The sequence below is a fragment of the Enterococcus sp. DIV1368d genome (assembly GCF_050542975.1).
Classification (GTDB): domain Bacteria; phylum Bacillota; class Bacilli; order Lactobacillales; family Enterococcaceae; genus Enterococcus_D; species Enterococcus_D casseliflavus.
The window spans coordinates 17,523-35,293 of the sequence record NZ_CP172939.1; the positions used below are offsets into that span (position 1 = coordinate 17,523).

The following is a 17,771-nucleotide window of genomic DNA, read 5'->3' on the forward strand; positions in this document are numbered from 1 at the left end:
TTCTTTTTTTGCTATAATAGGGGGTAACGAGAGGGGTGAAACCATGTTTCAAATCATGACAGATTCCTGCTGTGATTTACCAGCAGCAAGATTAGCGGAGCTAGATGTTGCGTATATTCCGATGCTGATCGAATTAGACGGCAAAGAATATATCGATGATATGGGCAAAGAATTTGATACGGAATGGTTTTTAGGAAAACTAAAAGAACATGCGCAGCCGACAACTTCTCAAATCAATGTCGGACGTTATATGGAGTATTTTCGGCCGTATGTCGAAGCGGGCACACCGGTCCTTTATTTAGGTTTTTCTTCAGGAATGAGCGGCTCATTCCAAAGTGCCGTCCAAGCCGTAGCCTTACTAAAAGAAGAATACAAAGAAGTTGCGATCACCTTGATCGATACGCGCTCTGCGAGTTTAGGCGAAGGCTTCTTAGTGGCTGAAGCAGCCCAACAAAAAGCCCAAGGACGTTCGTTGCTAGAAGTCAGCCAATGGGTAGAAGAAAACAAACTGCGTTTAGATTCATGGGTCACCGTCGACGATTTAAAACAATTGGAACGCGGCGGCAGAATCTCTAAAACGGCGGCAGCGATCGGCGGATTGCTAAACGTGAAACCAATTATTACCGTCGATACTGCGGGAAAATTACGCAGCGTTGATCGAGTGCGGGGACGCAACAAAGCGATCCAAAAAATCGTAGATCAAACCATCGCCAATCTTCACGAATCAAAAACCAATACGGTTTATTTTGCCAATGCTGGCGATGCCGAAGCGGCGGAGAAAGTCATCAAACGTTTGACCGAAAAAATTCCTGACATTATTATTCATCATTATCCATTAGGTCCAACGATCTCCAGTCATACCGGCTACGGCTGCTTGGCGCTGTTTTCATTCGGCAAAGCCCGTTTAGAACAAGCGTAACCTGCCAAAAATACCCGAAGCACCTAGGAAAAATAAAAGAAACGCTCCAGTTGCAGCCTTGGTGGCGGGCAACTGGAGCGTTCTTTTTTTCAAAAGCAGCTTATTGATTCATTTCTGCTACGCGTTTTTGGACATCTTTGTTTTCTAAGAATTCATCGTAGGTCGTTTCGGCACGATCCACCACGCCTTTGCTAGAGACCGCAATGATACGGTTCGCAAGGGTTTGAATAAATTGGTGGTCATGAGAAGCAAACAACAATGAGCCGGTGAAGGCCATCAAGCCATCGTTTAATGCGGTGATCGATTCTAAGTCCAAGTGATTGGTTGGATCATCCAATACCAGTACGTTGGCTTTTGAAAGCATCATTTTCGACAACATGCAGCGAACTTTTTCGCCCCCGGAAAGAACATTGACGGGTTTTAATACTTCATCCCCAGAGAACAACATGCGACCTAGGAAGCTGCGCAAGAAGGTATTGTCGTCTTCTTCTTTGCTTGCGTATTGACGCAACCAATCAACGATCGGGGTATCCGTATCAAATTCGCTGGTCGTATCTTTTGGCAAGTAGGCATGCTGCGTGGTCACGCCCCAACGAACACTACCTGTATCAGGAGTGATTTCCCCCATGATGACTTTGAATAGCGTTGTGGTGGTGATATCGCTATTGGCAACAAAAGCGACTTTGTCGTCTTTGTTCAAGGTGAAAGAGATATTGTCTAAAATCTTTTTGCCGTCGATCGTCACACTGACATTGTCGACTTGCAGCAAGTCATTCCCGATTTCACGTTCTGGTTTAAAACCGACAAACGGGTAGCGGCGAGACGAAGGTTGAATATCATCAAGAGTGATTTTATCCAACATTTTTTTCCGAGATGTTGCTTGTTTGGATTTTGATGCATTGGCACTAAAGCGTGCGATAAAGTCTTGCAGTTCTTTGATCTGCTCTTCTTTTTTGGCATTTGATTGGGATTGTAATTTCGCAGCTAATTGGCTTGATTCCAACCAGAAATCATAGTTGCCGACAAACAATTTGATTTTGCCGAAGTCTAGATCGGCCATATGGGTACAAACTTTATTTAAGAAGTGGCGGTCATGGGAAACAACAATGACGGTGTTGTCAAAGTTGATCAGAAACTCTTCTAACCAGTTGATAGATTGGATATCCAATCCGTTGGTAGGCTCATCTAGGAGCAAGACGTCTGGCTTACCGAAAAGGGCTTGTGCGAGTAAGACTTTCACCCGTTGACCAGCAGTTAGATCTTTCATCAAGACATGATGCAATTCATCGGGAATGTTCAAGCCTTGCAAAAGAACAGCTGCTTCGGGCTCTGCTTCCCAGCCATCAAGTTCCGCAAATTCGCCTTCTAGTTCGGCGGCACGAATCCCATCTTCATCAGAAAAGTCTTCCTTCATGTAGATCGCGTCTTTTTCTTTCATCACTTCGTAGAGACGTTTATGGCCCATGATGACCGTTTCGATCACTGGAAACTCTTCGTAATCATAGTGGTTCTGCTTCAAGACAGCCATCCGTTCATCAGGACCTAAAGACACATTCCCGGTTGAAGGTTGGATCTCACCAGATAAAATTTTTAAAAAAGTTGATTTACCAGCACCATTTGCACCAATCAAACCATAACAATTACCAGGCGTAAACTTAATATTAACATCATCAAACAGTTTGCGGTCTGAAAAATGCAAACTTACATCACTTACTGTAATCAATTCTTTTCCTCACTTTATATAAATTGACATGGAGTCTCCTAGCATTATAGCGATGAATGTTGAAACTTTCAAGTAAAGCCGAGGATTTCATCAGGAAAGGCTTAGGGCTGGTGAAAGAAAAATTTTGGCTGCTGCTGCCTTCCTAGTAGAACCTGACGGCTTCCTATGCTAGAGTATTGGTAGAATAGTTAGACAAAGGAGCAGACGAATGGTGGATTGGTTGGTTGGATTGTCGCCATGGCAGCAAGCGTTGGCGGGGACAATCTTTACGTATGGTATGACGGCGCTTGGAGCAGCGCTAGTCTTTTTCTTCAAAGAAATCAATAAAAATGTCCTGAATACGATGCTGGGGTTTGCCTCTGGCGTGATGATCGCTGCTAGTTTCTGGTCGTTATTAGATCCTGCGATCGCACGAGCCGAAGAAAATGGCGACATTCCGTGGCTTGTGGTCAGCATCGGGTTTGGTTTGGGTGGTTTGTTTCTATATGCAGCAGATAAGACGCTCCCGCATATGCATTTTGGTCCGAATCATGAAACAGAAGGTTTGCCCAGTCATTTGAAGCGAACGATCTTGCTGGTCTTTTCGATCACGCTGCATAATATCCCAGAAGGCTTGGCGGTAGGGGTAGCGTTTGGGGCGGCGGCTAGTGCCGATGATCCGCGAGCAGCGATCTTAGCGGCGCTTTCGGTAGCGATCGGGATCGGGATCCAGAATTTTCCAGAAGGCGCAGCCGTTTCGATCCCCTTGCGCCAAGAAGGGTTAAGCCGAACCAAAGCCTTTATGTACGGGCAAGCGTCAGGGATCGTAGAACCGATCGCCGGTGTGATCGGAGCTTTGCTGGTAACGAGTATGTCCGCTGTCTTGCCGTATGCGTTGGCTTTTGCAGCGGGTGCTATGATCTATGTAGTGGTGGAAGAATTGATTCCAGAAGCGCAGCAAACCTTGACGAGTCGCCGCCATTTTGCGGTCTTTGGCGTCATGCTAGGCTTTATCTTAATGATGGTTTTAGATGTAGCATTAGGCTGATCGATAAAAAAACACCTGACTTTCCAAACGTCAGGTGTTTTTGATTTACTTGTAATTAACGATAATATTTTCTTGGCTTTTGGCGAATCGATGTTAACCAGCGAACGATCAAAACGGCCAGCAGCAAAGGAATCCCGAAACGGAAGACCAATCCGATCAACCCACCAATAATGCCTAATACAACGGATAAAACAAGGGATGCTGCGATTAAAACTGCCACGACAGTAACGATTCTTCCTAATAAACTTTCTGTATTCATTGTGACTCCTCCTAGACTTTTTTTCTTATCCCTAGCATAACAAGAAAGAAAAAGAAACACATCCAACTTAAGACGGAATAATTGCTCCGCCGTGGGCCATAGGTTTGTGATAAACTAAACATGAATGAATCATGAAAGGAGTCAAAAAGAATGAACGCAGAAATTCTCACGAGCCAAGTCATCACAGAAGGAGGGTGCAATGCCTGTTTGCCTTATGAACTCAATACCTTCACGCTGCAGCTATCGGATGGTCGTAGTTTTTCGTTAGAAAACTTGGATGTTGCTGCATTGGTGATGCCAATTGCCCAGATCAATCAGTGGCAGACTCGTTTATTATTAGAAGAAGACGAAGGACTGATCTATCAAAAAGGAACGCAAGAAGTAATTTTCGTAGAGGGCAGCCGTCAGGATACGTTTTCCAGCAAAGGACAGACGATTGCTTGTCCGAAAAAGAGTTGTGAAGCTGACGTCTTTGCCACAACCAATCGAGTGCTGACAGAATTGTTTGGCATCGAACCGCTTTCCTTCGTTCTGCGGGCTGCACAAGCATAAGAGGACGAAAAAAAGCCGCTTGCGCATGTACCGACCTTTTAAAGTTAGCTTTTAGTCTAACTATTGGGAGTCATGACAGCAAGTGGTTGTTTTTTTCGTATCGTTACTTACGGATCTGGCCTTCGCCATAAATAATGTATTTGGTAGAAGTCAGTGCTTCTAACCCCATTGGCCCACGGGCATGGAGTTTTTGCGTCGAGATGCCGATCTCGGCACCAAAGCCAAACATAAAGCCATCGGTGAAACGGGTCGAGGCATTGACGTAAACCGCCGCCGCATCAACTTCTTTCAAGAAGCGTTGGGAAGCGAAATAATCATCGGTGATGATCGCTTCGGAGTGCTTCGTATTGTAGCGATTGATGTGAGCAATGGCTTCTTCTAGCGAAGCCACCACTTTGATCGCTAAGATATAGTCTAAAAACTCGGTTGCCCAGTCGTCTTCAGTGGCAAGCTGTGCATTGTTTAAAAACGCCAACGCTTTTTGATCTCCTCGCAATTCGACTTGATCGGCAAATTGCTGTTCTACCATTGGCAAAAAGTCCGCTGCCACTGCTTCATGGACGAGGATCGTTTCGATGGCATTGCAGACAGAAGGGCGTTGCGTTTTTGCATTCGTGACGATCGCCAGTGCCATCGGCAGCTGGGCTGCTTGATCGATGTAGATATGATTGTTGCCGGTGCCGGTTTCGATCACTGGTACTGTGGCGGTCTCTTTGACACGACGAATCAAGCCGACGCCCCCCCGAGGGATCAAAACATCCAAGTAATCTGTCAGCCGCATCAGCTCAGCCGCTGTTTCGTGGCTCGTGTCTTCGATAAACTGGATCGCATGGCGGGAGTGTCCGTTGGCAGCTAATGCCTCTTGTAAAATAGTCACGAGGACTTGATTGGAGTGGAAGGCTTCTTTTCCACCACGCAAAATCACGGCATTTCCTGATTTGAAACACAGACTAGCCGCGTCAGTGGTGACATTAGGGCGGGCTTCGTAGATGATGCCAATGACCCCTAAAGGCACTCGCTGTTGACCAATCAAAAGATCGTCAGCATTGCGCCACATTTTATCCACGGCACCGATTGGATCGGGCAATTGGGCGACTTCTCGGATGCCGTTAGCCATCTCGGTGATCCGTTGTTCTGTCAGCAACAGACGATCCAGCATCGTCTGGCTGGTTCCTTTGGCTTTTGCGGCGGCTAGGTCTTTTTGATTAGCAGCTAAAATCGTCTCAGTAGCTTTTTCTAAAGCATCGGCCATCGCTGCCAGTAGGTGGTTTTTTTCACTGGCACTCAGTAAGCTTAATGCCTGGGCGCTTGCTTGTGCTTGTTGACCGATCGTTTGTAAATTGCTCATTGCTCATCCTCCGTTCGTTGATAAAAGTGGGTGCCGACAGGTTCCCCTGCGAGCAAGTCAAAAATAATTTTCGGCTGCTTGCCGTTAGCCAGCAGCATGTGACTGTTCAAGTCTAAGATACGTTGGGCGGCTTTTAGTTTACTGGTCATACCGCCGGTTCCATAAGGACTGCCTTTTCCCGTAGCTTGTTCTAAAAGTTCTGGGGTGATTTCATTGATCTCGGAATACAAAACGGCATCAGGATCATTCAGCGGATTGGCGGAATAAAAGCCGTCGATATCAGAAAGCATGATCAAAAGCTCGGCTTTCGTCAACTGAGCGACGATCGCTGACAGCTGGTCATTGTCGCCAAATTTGGTGAGATGGTCCAATTCATCCACTGCCACCGTGTCGTTTTCATTAATGATCGGGATGATCCCCATCGTAAGTAATTGCTCTAAGGTGTTGCTAACGTTTTGACGACTTTGGGGAAATTCGATGATGTCTCTGGTCAGCAGGATCTGTGCAGTCTGCTGGCTATAGCTTTGAAAACGCTGGTTGTAGATCGTCATCAGTTCCGATTGGCCAACGGCGGCCACGGCTTGCTGCTGCGGGATCTCCACGGGTCGTTCTTTCAAATTCAACTTGTTCATGCCAACACCGATCGCACCAGAAGAAACTAAGATGATTTCTTTGCCTTGGTTTTGCAAAGCTGCTAAGACAAAGGCTAATTCATCAATGCCAGCTAGATTGATGGCACCATTGGGATAAATCAACGAGCTGGTGCCGATTTTTACAACGATTCGGTTTTTGTTTGAAAGATCTGCGCGCATATGCCACCGCCTATTTTTTGATATTTTTTCTATTGTACTCGCAAACGGGCGTTTCGTCATGTCCTTTTTTCTTTTTGGTCTATTTTTAAACGAAGAAATTGTAAAGACTTTTCGATAATTGTGTTTTCCATGAAGAAAATAGTTCTTCCTATGCTAAAATAGCTATATGTTTTATTATTGGAGGAACCCATGAAATTACGAGGATTTGAAATTATTACAGCATATAAAGAAAAAAGCATCACCTTGCCTCAACGTGCCACCCATCATGCGGCTGGTTACGACTTTGAAGCAGCGGAAGAAATCGTGGTGCCAAGCATTTGGAAAGCGGGCGTGATCGACGGGGTCAAAGCGCTTTTTGCGAAAGAGACCGCAAAACAGTTGAAGCCAACCTTGATTCCCACGGGGATCAAAGCCTATATGGGGGAAGACGAGTATTTGCAGCTGACAAATCGTTCCAGCAATCCTTTGAAACGTTTCTTAGTCTTGACGAATGGTGTCGGCGTCATCGACAGCGATTACTATGACAATCCAGATAATGAAGGGCATATCATGTTTCAGTTTACCAATTTCGGCCCCACAGATGTCGTCATTAAAAAAGGCGAACGGATCGGCCAAGGAATTTTCTTGCCGTTCTTAAAAGCTGATCAAGATACAACCACTGCCAGCCGAACCGGCGGCTTTGGCTCCTCGAATCAGTAAATCCTGCCTGGGGTCTGTTTGATAGAAGTAGTGGAGGAGATCAATGGCAAAAAAAGCAAAAAGTCAATTTGTCTGTCAAAATTGCGGGTATAGTTCCCCTAAATATTTAGGGAAATGCCCCAATTGCGGCAGCTGGAATTCAATGGTGGAAGAAGTGATCCAAGAAACCGCCGATCGTCGAGTACGTACGACATTGACGGGGCAAAAGATGCAGCCGACGAAAATCGCCGATGTCGTACCGAAAAAAGAACCGCGGGTCCAAACGAAACTCGCTGAGTTGAATCGCGTCTTAGGCGGCGGCGTGGTCCCAGGCTCCTTGATTTTGATCGGTGGGGATCCAGGGATCGGAAAATCGACGCTGCTCTTGCAAGTTTCCCAGCAATTAGCAGCGATCGGCGGGACGGTCTTGTATGTGTCAGGAGAAGAAAGTGCCGAACAAATCAAAATGCGGGCGCAGCGCTTAGGCGCCATCGACACAGAATTTTATCTCTATGGGGAAACGGACATGTCAGAGATCAGTAAAGCGATCGAAAACATCCGCCCAGATTATGTGATCATCGATTCGATCCAAACCATGACCCAACCGGATATCACTAGCGTGGCAGGCAGTGTCAGCCAAGTGCGAGAAACGACCGCAGAATTGCTGAAAATCGCCAAAACCAATGGCATCGCCATCTTTATCGTTGGCCACGTGACGAAGGAAGGCTCGATCGCAGGACCGCGGATGCTGGAGCATATGGTGGATACCGTCTTGTATTTCGAAGGCGAAAAACACCATAGTTTTCGAATTTTGCGGGCCGTCAAAAACCGCTTTGGGTCCACCAATGAGATCGGGATTTTTGAAATGGAAGAAGGCGGGTTGAAAGAAGTCGCCAATCCGTCACAAGTCTTTTTGGAAGAACGCTTAGAAGGCGCAACTGGATCGGCGATCGTAGTAGCAATGGAAGGCAGTCGGCCAATCTTGGTGGAGATCCAAGCACTGGTCACGCCAACGATGTTCGGCAATGCCAAACGCACGACGACGGGGCTAGACTTCAACCGCGTCTCGCTGATCATGGCGGTTTTAGAAAAACGGGCAGGCTTGCTGCTGCAAAATCAAGATGCCTACTTAAAAGCAGCCGGCGGGGTCAAATTAAATGAACCTGCGATCGATCTAGCGATCGCTGTTAGTATCGCGTCTAGCTACAAAGAAAAAGGCACCAGCCCGACGGAGTGTTTTATCGGTGAAATTGGCTTGACGGGTGAGATTCGCCGAGTCAACGCGATCGAGCAACGGGTCAAAGAGGTGCAAAAACTAGGTTTTACGAAAGTTTATTTGCCTAAAAATAATCTGACTGGCTGGCAGCCGCCCAAAGGCATCGAAGTCGAAGGCGTGTCTACCTTAGCCGAAACCTTGCGGAAAGTCTTCCGTTAAAGTGGAGTCAATGCAAGAGCAAGGGGCAATCGCCTCTCCTCTTGCCCTGACGCTGCTGATTCATTCGTTTGAACCAACCGACCGACAGCCGCTGACTGGCGGAAGGAGCCTGTCTGGCAGCACGGATTTTTGAACAAAAGAAACCTACTGGAGTATGGAGGAACATGTATGCAGAAACGAGTCATTACCGCACTAATGGTACTTGCCGGAGCAAGTTTGGGGATCTCACTGATGCCTATCGCATGGCAAGCCATTGGGCAAACCCAAAATGAATGGCTGAATAATAACATCACTAATAGTTTGCTTGGAGCCCTTATTTTCTTTTTATTATCTTTACTATTAGCGAAATATATTGCAGCCGGTATTCGCAAAATTGAAGAAAAACTAAGTGAATTGAGCTTAACGTATCTCTTGTTTGGCGCAATTGGTTCGATCATCGGTCTGATGATCGGTGTGATCGTGTCGATTCCTTTTTACAATTGGGATATTCCTTTTATCAACGGGATCGCCCCAATCTTAGTGATGGTCCTGTTAGGGTATCTCGGTTTTCAGATCGGGACGACACGGATCGATGAATGGAAAAAAGTCTTTGCCCCGAAAAACAAAAAGGCAGAGCCCCAAGAGCAAGATGAACAGCAGATGCTGGAAAGAAAGATCGCGGACCATTTCCACAAATACAAAATTTTGGATACCAGCGTGATCATTGATGGTCGGATCTATGACATTGCTAAAACGGGCTTTTTAGAAGGCGTCTTGCTGATCCCGAATTTTGTCTTGTACGAATTGCAATACATCGCAGATTCTGGCGATAGTTTGAAACGGGTTCGGGGCCGCCGCGGCTTGGATATTTTGAATGCTTTGCAAAAAGAAGAAGGCATCGCAGTTGAGATGTATGAAGGCGATTTTGAAGACATTTCCGAAGTCGATAGCAAGCTGATCAAGTTAGCGAAGATGCTGGATGGTGTCGTCGTGACCAATGATTACAATCTAAACAAAGTTTCTGAATTTCAAAATGTGCCTGTCTTGAATATCAATGCGTTAGCCAATGCGGTCAAACCAGTGGTGATTCCAGGAGAAAGCATGCACGTCTTAGTGGTGAAAGCTGGCACGGAGCGCCAGCAAGGGGTCGCTTATCTAGATGACGGGACGATGGTCGTGGTGGAAGATGGCCAGCATTACATGAATGAACACATCGAAGTGATCGTCACCAGCGCCTTGCAAACGGCAGCTGGGCGGATGATTTTTGCCAAACCAGCCCATTCTGGTCGCGGCATCGACAACAAAGAAGGATCGAAATCAGAGAAATAATCCTAGGCAGCTGGCGTAAAATATGCCAGCTGCCTTTACTAATTGGGTTATTGATTGTACAATTCAACTTGAGGGTTCTGTTTTTTACGCGGGTCTTTCCCACTAAACTGAACAATAAGCCCCAAGCAGCTTGGCTGGCTTGGAAATCAGATGAAGGAAGAGGAAAACAATGACAAAAGTACGTGTACGTTACGCGCCAAGTCCAACAGGACATTTACACATCGGGAATGCTCGGACGGCTTTATTCAATTATTTGTTTGCTCGTCATAATGACGGTGAATTTATTATCCGAATCGAAGACACCGATCAAAAAAGAAACATTGAAGATGGTGAAAAAAGCCAGCTTGAAAACTTGCAATGGTTAGGAATGGATTGGGACGAATCACCTGAAAATCCAGGAGAATACGGTCCGTATCGTCAATCAGAACGCGGCGATATCTACCAACCACTGATCGATCAATTGCTTGCAAGCAATCGTGCGTATAAGTGTTATTGTACGGAAGAAGAACTGGAAGCCGAACGTGAAGGCCAAAGAGCTCGTGGCGAAATGCCCCATTATGCAGGGAAATGTGCCAACTTAACACCAGAAGAGCAAGCCGAAAAAGAAGCACAAGGCTTGAAACCAGTGATTCGTTTCCGTGTCTCTCGCAATACTGAATACAAATTCCACGACATGGTCAAAGGCGAGATCGTTTTTGAATCAGATAATGTCGGTGGCGATTTTGTCATCCAAAAACGTGACGGTATGCCGACTTACAACTTTGCAGTAGCAGTCGATGACCATCATATGAAAATCACCCATGTGCTGCGTGGAGATGACCACATCGCCAACACACCAAAACAGTTGATGATCTATGAAGCATTTGGCTGGCAAGCACCAGAATTCGGGCATATGACGTTGATCATCAATAGCGAAACCGGGAAAAAATTAAGCAAACGGGACGAATCGATTCTCCAATTCATCGAGCAATACCGTGAGTTGGGTTATCTGCCAGATGCTATGTTCAACTTCATTGCACTTTTAGGCTGGTCACCAGTAGGGGAAGAAGAAATCTTCTCTCAAGAAGAATTGATCAAAATCTTTGATCCTGAACGGTTGAGCAAATCACCAGCTGCCTTCGATGCCAAGAAGTTGGAATGGGTCAATAACCAATACATGAAACAAATGGATCTGGATGAATTGACGGCAATGTGCGTCCCTTACTTGGTAAAAGCCGGTCGCATCGAAGAAACATTGACCGAAGAAAAAGCTGCCTGGTTGAAAAAAATCGTTTCCTTGTATCAACCGCAAATGAGTTTTGCGGCACAAATCGTCGACCTTTCGGAATTGTTCTTCGAAGAACACCCTGAATTAGATGATGCAGCCAAAGAAGTCTTAGCAGGAGAAACTGTACCGACGGTTTTGACAGCCTTTAAAGAAAAATTACAGGCGATGCCAGTCGTTGAGGCTGCGGCAGTCAAAGCAGCCATCAAAGAGATCCAAAAAGAAACAGGCATCAAAGGCAAGAATTTATTCATGCCGATCCGCGTGGCGGTCTCAGGCCAAACCCACGGACCAGAACTACCAGATACCGTTGAATTATTAGGGAAAGAAAAAGCCCTTGATCATTTGAATAACGTGTTATAAACACAGCGAATAGACGAAGTACTAGCCGATTTTTTTCAGAGAGACCACGGAAGGTGAGAGTGGTCAAAAAAGGCTAGGAAATGCACCTAGGAGTGGCTTTGGCGCAAGTCAAAGACGAAGCAGCGGACGTTACCCGCTTGAAGGCAGTGCCGAACTGCGAACAAAAGTGGGACCACGCAAAAAAGCGTCTTTTGAATAAGGAAACTTATTTGAAAGACGCTTTTTTCGTATCAAGAAGTTTGGATAAAGTAGGTGAGAAGATGACTTGGTTCAAAAAAGCAATTGCGGCAACAAAAAAACATGATCCATCGGTACGATCAACGTTGGAGATCATCATCACATACCCAGGATTTCATGCCTTGTTTTGGCATCGTTGGTCGCATTTTTTGTTTCAGCATCGCTGGTATTTTTTGGCAAAACTGACGGCCCAGTTTTGGCGTTTCTTGACTGGGATCGAGATTCATCCTGGTGCGCAGATCGGCCAAGGGGTCTTTATCGATCATGGGATGGGCGTCGTGATCGGGGAAACGGCGATCATTGAAGATGATGTCGTCTTGTTTCACGGGGTCACCTTAGGGGGAACCGGTAAAGAGCGGGGCAAGCGTCATCCCACGGTTAAAACCGGTGCGTTTCTCTCAGCCCATGCGCAGATCTTAGGCCCTGTCACGATCGGTGAGCGTGCTAAGATCGGCGCCAATGCAGTGGTTTTGAAGGATATCCCCGCAGAAGCAACTGCTGTCGGAATCCCAGCAAAGATCGTTCGAATCAAAGGAAAGAAGGTTATCCACGATGATTAAAATCTATAATACGCTGACACGGGAAAAAGAAGTGTTTCAGCCATTAGAAGAAAAGAAAGTAAAAATGTATGTTTGCGGACCCACCGTCTATAACTACATCCATATCGGGAATGGCCGCAGTACTGTGTCGTTTGATACCGTGCGCCGTTATTTTGAATACCGCGGCTATACAGTGGACTATTTGATGAATTTTACCGATGTCGATGATAAAATCATTCGTGCAGCAAAAGAATTAGGCACGACGGCCCCAGAAGTGGCAGAGCGTTTTATCAACGCCTTCAATGAAGATACCGCAGCGCTGAACGTCAAACCTGCTACGATGAACCCTCGTGTGATGGATCATATCGAAGACATCATTGCCTTTATTGCTGCTCTTGTAGAAAAAGGCTATGCCTATCCAGTCAATGGCGATGTTTATTACCGTACCCGTAAATTTGCTCACTATGGGCAATTAAGCGACCAATCCATCGATGAGCTGGAAGTCGGCGCAAGCCAGCGGACCGGTGAAGAACAAAAAATCAAGGAAGATCCGTTGGATTTTGCTTTGTGGAAAGCGGCAAAAGGCGATGAGATCGCTTGGGAATCTCCTTGGGGAGCCGGTCGTCCTGGCTGGCATATCGAATGCTCGGTGATGGCGACCAAACACCTAGGCGAGACCATCGATATTCATGGAGGCGGACAAGACTTGACCTTCCCGCATCATGAAAATGAGATCGCCCAAAGCGAGGCGAAAACTGGCAAGACCTTTGCCAACTATTGGATGCATAACGGCTATGTGACGATCGGTGAAGACGAAGAAAAAATGAGTAAGTCACTGGGCAACTTCGTCACGGTGCATGAGATGGTCAAAAAAGTTGATCCGCAGGTGCTGCGTTTCTTTTTGGCAACGACCCAGTACCGCCGACCAATCAAATACAGTGAGACTACCTTGCATGAAGCACAAACCAACCTGCAAAAATTGCGGACGACCTATGAAAATGCCAAATTCCGCTTGAATAGCAGTCATTATCAAGCCAGCGATGAGGACGTCAATGCAGCGGTTCTGGAAGAATTTGAAGAACGTTTCGTCAAAGAAATGGACGACGATTTCAATGCGGCTAACGGGATCACTGTGGTCTATGAATTGGCGAAGTGGCTGAACTTAGCTAGCGAAGACCCAGAAACAGATTTGGCTTTATTAGCGGCTGGATTAGCCAAATTCAGCGAATGGCTGACGATTTTCGGGATTTATTTTGTATCCGAAGAATTGCTGGATGAAGAAATCGAACAGCTGATCAATGAACGGATCGCCGCCCGCAAAGCCAAAGATTTTGCCCGCAGCGACCAAATCCGTGATGAGTTGAAAGATCAAGGGATCATCTTAGAAGATACCCCGCAAGGAACCCGATGGAGACGAGAAGCATGAGAGATTATAAACAATTGAATGGTTTGGCATTGGCCTATGTGGGGGATGCGGTCTATGAAGTCTATATTCGCGATTATTTAGTCGCCCAAGGCCAAACCCGCCCGAACCAACTGCACCATATGGCGACCCACTATGTGTCGGCCAAAGCCCAAGCGGCATTGATCCAAAAGATGTTGGATGAAGAGATCCTGACCGAAGAAGAACATGATTTTTACCGCCGCGGCCGTAATAGTAAAAGCCATACGGGTGCCAAAAATGCCGATGTCACGACGTATCGTATCGCTACTGGCTTTGAATCGCTGATCGGGTATTTGCACCTCACGCAGCAACAAGAACGCTTAGACGAGCTAATAGACTGGTGTATAAAGAAAGTAGGAGAAGAAGATGCGAGAAAAACCGCAAAGAAAGCGTCCAAATAAAAAAACAGCTGGCCGATCAGAAGCCAGACAAGAAAATAGACCGGATCGCCGCAAAGAAGCCGCTGGAGAAGCCATCGAAGATAATTTTGTCTTCGGCTATCATGCGGTTGCTGAAGCCTTGAAAGAAGGGCGAGGCAACAAGCTGTTTCTTTCCGAAGAAGCACGGGGAGAAAAAATCGATCGTTTGAAAGAAATGGCGCGGGAACAGGCAGTTCCGGTCAAATGGGTGCCAAAACAAAAGCTGGATACGATGAGTGACCAAGGGGTCCATCAAGGCATGATCTTGGCGATCACCCCTTATCAGTATTTGACCTTGGATGAATTGTTGGCCCAAACGAAAGAACAGCCGCTGTATCTGATTTTAGATAATCTAGAAGATCCCCATAATTTCGGCTCCATCATGCGAACCGCTGATGCCAGCGGCGTAGACGGGATCATCATTCCAAAACACCGTGCGGTGGGGATCACGCCGATCGTGGTGAAAACGTCGACCGGCGCAGTGGAACATATCCCTGTGGCCCGCGTGACCAACTTGACCCAAGCAGTCCAGCAGCTGAAAAAAGCTGGTTTTTGGATCTTCGGTACGGATATGAGTGGCAGTGATTACCGCACATGGAATGCCAAAGGGGCGGTCGGTTTGATCATCGGCAACGAAGGTCGCGGCATGGGGGAAGGTTTGAAAAAAGAAGTGGATCAAATGCTGACGATCCCAATGACTGGGCACGTGCAGAGCTTAAATGCCAGTGTGGCGGCAGGTTTGTTGATGTATCAGGCCTTTACTAGCCGAAATGGGGCGTCCCAATGAAAACCCCTTTGCTGATCGTGGATGGCTACAATATGATTGGCGCTTGGCCGGAGCTGGTTCTTTTGAAAAATCAGGACCGTTTAGAAGATGCCCGAGAAGCCTTACTGAATCGGCTGTCGAATTATGCAAAATATGAAGGGTTGAAAATCATCGTTGTTTTTGATGCTCAACTGGTGCCTGGTGTGACCCAAAGTTACACCAAATATCAGCTGGAAGTTATTTTTACCGAAGAAGGAGAGACCGCCGACAGCTACATCGAACGAATCGCTGGTGAATTAAACAATCGATTGACCCAAGTCACCGTCGCTACCAGCGATTTAGCCGAACAGTGGGTGATCTTCTCTCAAGGTGCTTTGCGAACTTCGGCACGGGAATTGTACAAAAGCGTGGAAAAAACGGAAAAAGACATCCACGAGCATCAAACCGACTTGCGGTTTGAAAATTTCCGACGCAATTCCCCTTGGTCACCTGAACAATTAGCCGAACTTGAAAAGAAATTGCAAGACCTTAGTTAGGGACAAAGTTGGTCTGGTAAATTAGAAGATGTCCCAGCCATTTATGATACGCTCCTTTTGTAGCAAATGAAGCAAAAACAAAAGGAGTGATCTCGATGCGCACAAAGGAAAGACAAGTATCGCACCGTTCAGATAGATTTGAAGAGTTGTTCAGAAAATATCGACCGATCGTTGAGATTTTGCATAAAAAATATTATCTGCGGGATTATGACTTAGATGATTGGCTGCAAGAAGGCAGGATCGTTTTTAATAAGTGTCTAAAGACTTACGATAAGGACAAAGGAACGACGATCGGTATCTTGTTTAAGCGTTCCTTTGAGAACCGTATCTGCAGCCTGTTGCGGGCGCAGCATGCCCAAAAACGCAAAGCTCAAGTCGATGCCTGCTCGCTGGAAGAAAAGCTTTTACAAGAAGGCAATCGGTTTTTGACCGATCATAATCGCTGTGCGGAAACTGCAGAGACCTACTTGTTCGTTAATGAATCGTTGGCAGAGTATCCGAAAAGTTTATCGTCTTTAGAACGAATGGTTATAATGAATTATTTAAAAGGATTAGAACTTGATCAGATTGCCGTTCAAGAAAAGCTGCCTTATGAAAAAATAAAAAGCGCTTTCAATCGCGGTCGGACAAAGTTGATAGCGCTTATCAAGGGTGTTTAACAAAAATCTTATTGAAAGTAGAATTATTTTATGGTAAACTTGAAATTTTCTGCTTTTCGTGGTATGATGATGCTCGAGGTGAATGCGATGCCAACAACTTTAGCTACGATCAAGAAAGATTTAGAAGGCCGTATCGGTAGTGAGATTATGCTAGTTGCTCAGACTGGACGTAAGCGTCAAACTGAACGTCGCGGCGTTTTGACAGAAACTTATCCTTCAGTTTTTGTTGTAGATTTGGATCCAAATGAGAATTCATTCGAGCGGGTTTCTTATAGTTATTCAGATATTTTAACTAGAACTGTTGAGATTGAATTTTTATCAGAAGCTGTTTGAAACAAGAAGAGTTGACACTTTGTTGACTCTTTTTTGGTTCAATAAGATAAGGAGTGATGGGATGGCGTTTTTTCTAAAAGAGTTAGGGGAAATGACTGGGGTGGAGTTTTATCAGCTTGCCCGTTTGCGTACAGCGGTTTTTGTGGTGGAACAAGCGTGTGCGTATCAAGAGATCGATGCGATCGATGCACAAGCCAAACATTTATGGGCCCTTGATGAGGAAGGGCAGATCGTTTCGTACGCCCGTATTTTCCAGCAGGAACAAACGGTGCATTTTGGTCGGGTCATTGTGGCACCAGCATACCGGGGGCAAAAAGAAGGCCATCGTCTGATCAAAGAAGTTTTGCATCGCATTGAGCAGTGTTATCCAGCTTTGCCTATTGAGATCGAAGCACAAGCCCACTTAGAAAAATTCTACGGCCAATATGGCTTTAAAACCATTACACCGCCTTTTTATGAAGACGGGATCCTGCATGTCGGGATGAAAAAAGAAGCAAGCACAGCGACTCTCTAGCGAGGTTCGCGTGCTTGCTTCTTTTAGCGCTATGATTGATGGATCGGATGAATCCGAATCGCTTCTTTCGACCTTATTGACTAAGAGCCGTTTTTTTATCGGATCGTATCATCCAATGATGTTGGACGTGGATCCACAGTGTTGGCAGGAGGCGTTTGCGCTTTTAGAAGGTCACGAATCTCTTCTAAATAATCCTCTGCAGTGACTTCTGGTACTTCTTCTTCCTCAGGTTGTTGTTTCAGATTGCGTAGTTTGTTGACTGCTTTGACAATCAAGAACAAGACAAATGCGGTAATCAAGAACGTAATAATGGCAGTAATTACGCGGCCGAAATCAAAGACCACATTTTTGGCTGGTTCAAAGACCAAGCCAGAAAAGGCATCTGCGTTACCAAAGAGTGATAAGATCCATGAAACCAATGGTGTCAGCAATCCTTCAACTAAACTAGTGACGATTGCGGTGAAGGCACTCCCGATCACGACCCCGATCGCCAAGTCAATGACGTTTCCTCGTAAAATAAATTCTTTAAATTCTTTAATCATCCTGTATCCTCCCTTCTAAATCTTACTGACAGTATAGCGAAAAACGCGGGATTTATAAAAAAAAACGCTCGCTGCAACAGGTTTGATCAGTGAG

At 46.0% G+C, this 17,771-nt stretch carries 21 protein-coding genes and 1 other annotated feature; of the genes, 16 read left to right on the forward strand and 5 right to left on the reverse strand.

Annotated elements, in window-relative coordinates:
* Positions 1–43 precede the first annotated feature (43 nt).
* Positions 44–919, forward strand: a complete 876-nt coding sequence (locus tag IGJ44_RS00075; protein WP_005226378.1) for a DegV family protein — start codon at positions 44–46, stop codon at positions 917–919.
* 100 nt (positions 920–1,019) lie between these two features.
* Here the strand turns inward: IGJ44_RS00075 and IGJ44_RS00080 are convergent, their stop codons facing one another.
* Positions 1,020–2,642 (reverse strand): ABC-F family ATP-binding cassette domain-containing protein, encoded by a 1,623-nt coding sequence (locus tag IGJ44_RS00080; RefSeq protein ID WP_005226380.1) that lies wholly within the window; start codon positions 2,640–2,642, stop codon positions 1,020–1,022.
* A gap of 208 nt (positions 2,643–2,850) precedes the next feature.
* On the opposite strand from IGJ44_RS00080, the gene IGJ44_RS00085 reads away from it, so the two are divergent.
* Positions 2,851–3,669 carry a ZIP family metal transporter gene (locus IGJ44_RS00085; protein ID WP_005232914.1) on the forward strand — a complete coding sequence of 273 codons (819 nt, stop codon included), beginning with the start codon at positions 2,851–2,853 and terminating at the stop codon, positions 3,667–3,669.
* Positions 3,670–3,724: 55 nt separating this feature from the next.
* On the opposite strand, the gene IGJ44_RS00090 is transcribed toward IGJ44_RS00085, so the two are convergent.
* Positions 3,725–3,928 carry a hypothetical protein gene (locus tag IGJ44_RS00090; protein ID WP_010748476.1) on the reverse strand — a complete coding sequence of 68 codons (204 nt, stop codon included), beginning with the start codon at positions 3,926–3,928 and terminating at the stop codon, positions 3,725–3,727.
* 150 nt (positions 3,929–4,078) lie between these two features.
* Here IGJ44_RS00090 and IGJ44_RS00095 point away from each other — a divergent pair, with 150 nt between their 5' ends.
* Positions 4,079–4,480, forward strand: a complete 402-nt coding sequence (locus IGJ44_RS00095) for a DUF4809 family protein (RefSeq protein ID WP_167826583.1) — start codon at positions 4,079–4,081, stop codon at positions 4,478–4,480.
* A 103-nt stretch (positions 4,481–4,583) separates the two neighbouring features.
* Here IGJ44_RS00095 and IGJ44_RS00100 read toward each other — a convergent pair whose 3' ends face one another.
* Complete coding sequence (locus IGJ44_RS00100; RefSeq protein WP_167826584.1) at positions 4,584–5,828, reverse strand: glutamate-5-semialdehyde dehydrogenase; 1,245 nt, start codon at positions 5,826–5,828, stop codon at positions 4,584–4,586.
* Entirely contained in the window at positions 5,825–6,640 is an 816-nt protein-coding gene (gene proB / locus IGJ44_RS00105; RefSeq protein ID WP_008376761.1) for a glutamate 5-kinase, read from the reverse strand. The genes IGJ44_RS00100 and proB overlap by 4 nt, the downstream gene beginning before the upstream one ends.
* Positions 6,641–6,829: 189 nt before the next feature.
* Here proB and IGJ44_RS00110 point away from each other — a divergent pair, with 189 nt between their 5' ends.
* From IGJ44_RS00110 to IGJ44_RS00170, 13 genes are all read left to right on the forward strand, one after another.
* Positions 6,830–7,339, forward strand: a complete 510-nt coding sequence (locus IGJ44_RS00110; protein ID WP_010748479.1) for a hypothetical protein — start codon at positions 6,830–6,832, stop codon at positions 7,337–7,339.
* A gap of 43 nt (positions 7,340–7,382) precedes the next feature.
* Complete coding sequence (radA, locus tag IGJ44_RS00115) at positions 7,383–8,753, forward strand: DNA repair protein RadA (RefSeq protein WP_005226394.1); 1,371 nt, start codon at positions 7,383–7,385, stop codon at positions 8,751–8,753.
* 1 nt (position 8,754) lies between these two features.
* A complete protein-coding gene (locus tag IGJ44_RS00120) occupies positions 8,755–8,886 on the forward strand; it encodes a hypothetical protein (protein WP_254907872.1) in 132 nt (43 codons plus the stop codon).
* Positions 8,887–8,921: 35 nt separating this feature from the next.
* Positions 8,922–10,061, forward strand: coding sequence for a PIN/TRAM domain-containing protein (locus IGJ44_RS00125; RefSeq protein ID WP_005226396.1), 1,140 nt, complete (start codon positions 8,922–8,924; stop codon positions 10,059–10,061).
* Positions 10,062–10,230: 169 nt separating this feature from the next.
* Positions 10,231–11,688 carry a glutamate--tRNA ligase gene (gltX, locus tag IGJ44_RS00130; protein ID WP_016608945.1) on the forward strand — a complete coding sequence of 486 codons (1,458 nt, stop codon included), beginning with the start codon at positions 10,231–10,233 and terminating at the stop codon, positions 11,686–11,688.
* Positions 11,685–11,883 (forward strand) — a binding site (T-box leader). It overlaps the preceding gene by 4 nt.
* 65 nt (positions 11,884–11,948) lie before the next feature.
* On the forward strand, positions 11,949–12,485 hold the full coding sequence (gene epsC / locus IGJ44_RS00135) for a serine O-acetyltransferase EpsC (RefSeq protein WP_034695645.1): 537 nt from the start codon (positions 11,949–11,951) through the stop codon (positions 12,483–12,485).
* Positions 12,478–13,890, forward strand: a complete 1,413-nt coding sequence (gene cysS, locus IGJ44_RS00140; RefSeq protein WP_167826585.1) for a cysteine--tRNA ligase — start codon at positions 12,478–12,480, stop codon at positions 13,888–13,890. Before epsC ends, cysS begins: the two co-directional genes overlap by 8 nt.
* Positions 13,887–14,309 (forward strand): Mini-ribonuclease 3, encoded by a 423-nt coding sequence (locus IGJ44_RS00145; RefSeq protein ID WP_005226405.1) that lies wholly within the window; start codon positions 13,887–13,889, stop codon positions 14,307–14,309. Before cysS ends, IGJ44_RS00145 begins: the two co-directional genes overlap by 4 nt.
* Complete coding sequence (rlmB, locus tag IGJ44_RS00150; RefSeq protein ID WP_081116706.1) at positions 14,275–15,114, forward strand: 23S rRNA (guanosine(2251)-2'-O)-methyltransferase RlmB; 840 nt, start codon at positions 14,275–14,277, stop codon at positions 15,112–15,114. The genes IGJ44_RS00145 and rlmB overlap by 35 nt, the downstream gene beginning before the upstream one ends.
* Entirely contained in the window at positions 15,111–15,629 is a 519-nt protein-coding gene (locus tag IGJ44_RS00155) for an NYN domain-containing protein (RefSeq protein ID WP_010748486.1), read from the forward strand. Before rlmB ends, IGJ44_RS00155 begins: the two co-directional genes overlap by 4 nt.
* A gap of 95 nt (positions 15,630–15,724) precedes the next feature.
* Positions 15,725–16,288, forward strand: coding sequence for a sigma-70 family RNA polymerase sigma factor (locus IGJ44_RS00160; protein ID WP_167826586.1), 564 nt, complete (start codon positions 15,725–15,727; stop codon positions 16,286–16,288).
* A gap of 87 nt (positions 16,289–16,375) precedes the next feature.
* Positions 16,376–16,621, forward strand: coding sequence for a Veg family protein (locus tag IGJ44_RS00165; RefSeq protein ID WP_005226417.1), 246 nt, complete (start codon positions 16,376–16,378; stop codon positions 16,619–16,621).
* A gap of 61 nt (positions 16,622–16,682) precedes the next feature.
* Positions 16,683–17,135 carry a GNAT family N-acetyltransferase gene (locus IGJ44_RS00170; protein WP_010748489.1) on the forward strand — a complete coding sequence of 151 codons (453 nt, stop codon included), beginning with the start codon at positions 16,683–16,685 and terminating at the stop codon, positions 17,133–17,135.
* A 95-nt stretch (positions 17,136–17,230) separates the two neighbouring features.
* Here IGJ44_RS00170 and mscL read toward each other — a convergent pair whose 3' ends face one another.
* Positions 17,231–17,677, reverse strand: coding sequence for a large conductance mechanosensitive channel protein MscL (mscL, locus tag IGJ44_RS00175; RefSeq protein WP_005226421.1), 447 nt, complete (start codon positions 17,675–17,677; stop codon positions 17,231–17,233).
* Positions 17,678–17,771 lie beyond the last annotated feature (94 nt).